Here is a 3,291-nt window from a genome sequence, read left to right on the forward strand (position 1 = left end):
CGATATGATCCGTACCTCGCTTATTTTACCGGCGTTATTACCGTCTTTGGTAAAATCCTGATCGTAGCTGTTGCCCGTACTCAGGGCGGTTTGAGGCTCATCTATCTTATCCGATGCAGGGATTACCATCGTGGCCGTATACGGGAAAGTTGATTTAACAACTGATTGCAGCATGGCGCAGCTGCCAAGAAATAAAATAGCCGCAAGCAAGGGAAAAACAGGCTTCTTTATCATAGTTTTATACGGCGTTAAAGTAATTATACTTTAGTACGATTACGGGCTTCAATTGGTTTTACCGATAATTTGCAATAGTTAAATATAACAAGTTTTTATGGAAACAAGCGGTTTACTGCAGGTTTTGAATAGTGTAAGTATCTTATCAGCTGATTTGCAGGATGAAATAAGATCATACCTTGTTGAAGATCATTTTCCTAAAAGGAGTGTTTTACTTAAAGCGGGTCAGGTTTCGCAACGCATTTACTTCATAAAGCAAGGGTTTATCAGGGCTTATTATCATAAAAACAATAGTGAATATACCAGTTGGTTTATGGGGCAGGGGGAGATCATTGTATCCATACATAGCTTTTTTTCAAGGAAACCCTCTATAGAAAATATTCAAGTGCTTGAAGATAGTGTCACGCAATCCATCAATTGGGACCAGCTGCAGGCGCTTTACAAAAAATACCCGGAATTTAACTTAACCGGTAGGCTGATTACGGAACAATATTATATCCGGAGCGAAGAACGGACTATCAGCCTGCAAACCCAAACTGCCAGGCAGCGCTATGAAAACCTGCTCTTAGCCTATCCCGATATTTTGCAAAAAGTGTCATTAGGGCAAATAGCCTCCTTTTTAAGTATCAAACAGGAAACTTTAAGCAGGATAAGGGCAAAGGCATAGCTTTTTTGATAAAGGTCAAAACTTTTCGTGGCTGTTGGCCATGATATTTGATCAGATCAAAAAACTAAAACCATGCTTATCGTAATTTTAATTTGCTTTGCCATTTGTTTCATAATTGAAAAAGTTTTACCCGGATGGAAGCTGCCCGCGGTGCCAACCTGGACTATCAGGGTGCTGGCCATCAATTTTGTACAGCTACTGATTGTAGTAGCAGCTGGCTATAGCTGGGAAAAATGGCTTTCCAGTTATTCGGCGTTTCATTTATCGTACCATGTGCCAAACTGGCTCGGAGGTATCATAGCTTATTTCATTGCTACATTTATTTTTTACTGGTGGCACAGGTGGCGTCATCAGAGTGATTTGTTGTGGAGGCATTTTCACCAGATTCACCATAGTGCACAACGTATTGAAGTAATTACTTCGTTTTACAAGCACCCGCTCGAAATGACGATCAACTCCATTATAGGCAGTTTACTGGTTTATACGTTATTGGGGCTAAACCCGGAGGCCGGGGCCATTTATACTTTGTGCACCGCGCTGGGCGAATTTTTTTACCACACCAACATCAAAACGCCAAAATGGGTTGGCTACATATTTCAGCGGCCCGAGATGCACCGCATTCATCATGAGTATGAAAAGCATAGTAATAATTATGGAGATATTGTGTGGTGGGATATGCTTTTCGGTACTTACAGTAACCCTAAAGAGTTTACAACTTCCTGTGGATTTGATACCGAGAAGGAACTCAAACTTACCGAAATGTTAAAATTTAAAGACGTACATAAGGGTTAATATTAAATCTGAAAAAAAACATAAATCGTGTTTGTTAAAACTCTATCTTTGCACCCCGACGCTGAAGTCGGGATTTCTTGGCTTTCAGCGCATAGGAAAAACCGTTTAAAGGCTTAACCGTCTTTAACTTTTGACTTAGAACTTTTGAATTAAAAAAAAGCCCTATGCCCAAAGACACCTCCATCAAATCCGTTCTGATTATCGGCTCAGGTCCAATCATTATTGGCCAGGCTTGCGAATTTGATTACGCCGGCTCTCAAGCCGCTCTCTCTCTTAAAGACGAAGGTATTACCGTTTCCATCATTAACAGCAATCCGGCCACGATCATGACGGATAAAGTTATTGGTGACCATGTGTACCTGCTGCCGCTAACCTGCGAAAGCATCGAGAAAATTTTAACCGAGCAAAAAATTGACGCCGTACTGCCTACCATGGGCGGCCAAACCGCGCTTAACCTTTGTATTGAGGCAGCCGAACGCGGAATTTGGGAAAAGTTTGGTGTTAAGATTGTAGGGGTTGATATCGCTGCCATCGAAAAAACAGAGAACCGCGAAGCTTTCCGCCAGCTGATGGTTGACATCGGTGTAGGTGTGGCAAAATCAAAAATTGCCAATTCGTTTCTGGAAGGTAAAGAAGCAGCGCAGGAAATCGGTTTCCCGCTGGTTATCCGCCCAAGTTATACTTTAGGTGGTAAAGGCGCTGGCTTTGTACACAAAAAAGAAGAGTTTGATGCTGCTTTAAGCCGCGGCTTGCAGGCATCACCAACTCACGAGGTTTTGGTTGAACAAGCCGTGCTGGGTTGGAAGGAATACGAGCTGGAGTTATTGCGTGACAGTAATGATAACGTGATCATCATCTGCTCTATCGAAAACTTCGACCCGATGGGTATCCACACCGGCGACTCGATCACCGTGGCCCCTGCCATGACCCTGAGCGACCGCTGCTACCAGGAAATGCGTAACCAGGCTATTAAGATGATGCGCGCCATCGGTAACTTTGCCGGCGGCTGTAACGTGCAGTTTTCGGTTAATCCTGCCGATGAATCGATCATCGCTATTGAAATTAACCCCCGCGTTTCACGCTCATCAGCACTGGCATCAAAAGCTACCGGTTACCCTATCGCTAAAATTGCTGCCAAGCTTGCAATAGGTTACAACCTCGATGAGATCGAAAACCAGATCACCAAAACAACTTCGGCTTACTTTGAGCCTACTTTGGATTATGTGATCGTGAAAATACCTCGCTGGAACTTTGATAAGTTTAAAGGCGCTAACAAAGAGCTTGGCCTGCAGATGAAATCGGTAGGTGAAGTGATGGGCATTGGCCGCAGCTTTATTGAAGCATTGCAAAAAGCTTGTCAGAGTTTGGAAATTGGTCGCGCCGGCTTAGGTGCCGACGGTCGCCAGAGCCGCAACCTTGAAGAGATCATGCACAGCCTGGAGCATCCAAGCTGGGACAGGTTATTCCATATTTATGATGCATTAAGTCTTGGCGTACCTATTGAATCGGTACGTAAAGTAACCAAAATCGATCGCTGGTTCCTGAACCAGATTATGGACGTGGTTAACTTAGAGAACGAACTGCGCCGCTACTCATTG

The 3,291-nt window shown here is 43.7% G+C and carries 4 protein-coding genes; 3 read left to right on the forward strand and 1 reads right to left on the reverse strand.

Annotated elements, in window-relative coordinates:
• A partial coding sequence (locus tag VF500_RS10680; protein WP_330859659.1) for a hypothetical protein occupies positions 1-234 on the reverse strand: 234 nt, incomplete at its 3' end.
• A gap of 97 nt (positions 235-331) precedes the next feature.
• On the opposite strand from VF500_RS10680, the gene VF500_RS10685 reads away from it, so the two are divergent.
• The 3 genes from VF500_RS10685 to carB form a co-directional block, all read left to right on the forward strand.
• Positions 332-901 carry a Crp/Fnr family transcriptional regulator gene (locus VF500_RS10685; RefSeq protein ID WP_330859660.1) on the forward strand — a complete coding sequence of 190 codons (570 nt, stop codon included), beginning with the start codon at positions 332-334 and terminating at the stop codon, positions 899-901.
• Positions 902-973: 72 nt separating this feature from the next.
• On the forward strand, positions 974-1,693 hold the full coding sequence (locus VF500_RS10690; RefSeq protein ID WP_330859661.1) for a sterol desaturase family protein: 720 nt from the start codon (positions 974-976) through the stop codon (positions 1,691-1,693).
• Positions 1,694-1,857: 164 nt separating this feature from the next.
• A partial coding sequence (gene carB, locus VF500_RS10695; RefSeq protein WP_330859662.1) for a carbamoyl-phosphate synthase large subunit occupies positions 1,858-3,291 on the forward strand: 1,434 nt, incomplete at its 3' end.

It is taken from the genome of Mucilaginibacter sp. (assembly GCF_036383575.1).
Taxonomy (GTDB): Bacteria; Bacteroidota; Bacteroidia; order Sphingobacteriales; family Sphingobacteriaceae; genus Mucilaginibacter.

What these genes read in the sequence shown, in the direction of transcription:
- VF500_RS10690 (WP_330859661.1), top strand. Translation starts at nt 974, where the DNA reads ATGCTTATCGTAATTTTAATTTGCTTTGCCATTTGTTTCATAATTGAA.
- VF500_RS10685 (WP_330859660.1), top strand. Translation starts at nt 332, where the DNA reads ATGGAAACAAGCGGTTTACTGCAGGTTTTGAATAGTGTAAGTATCTTA.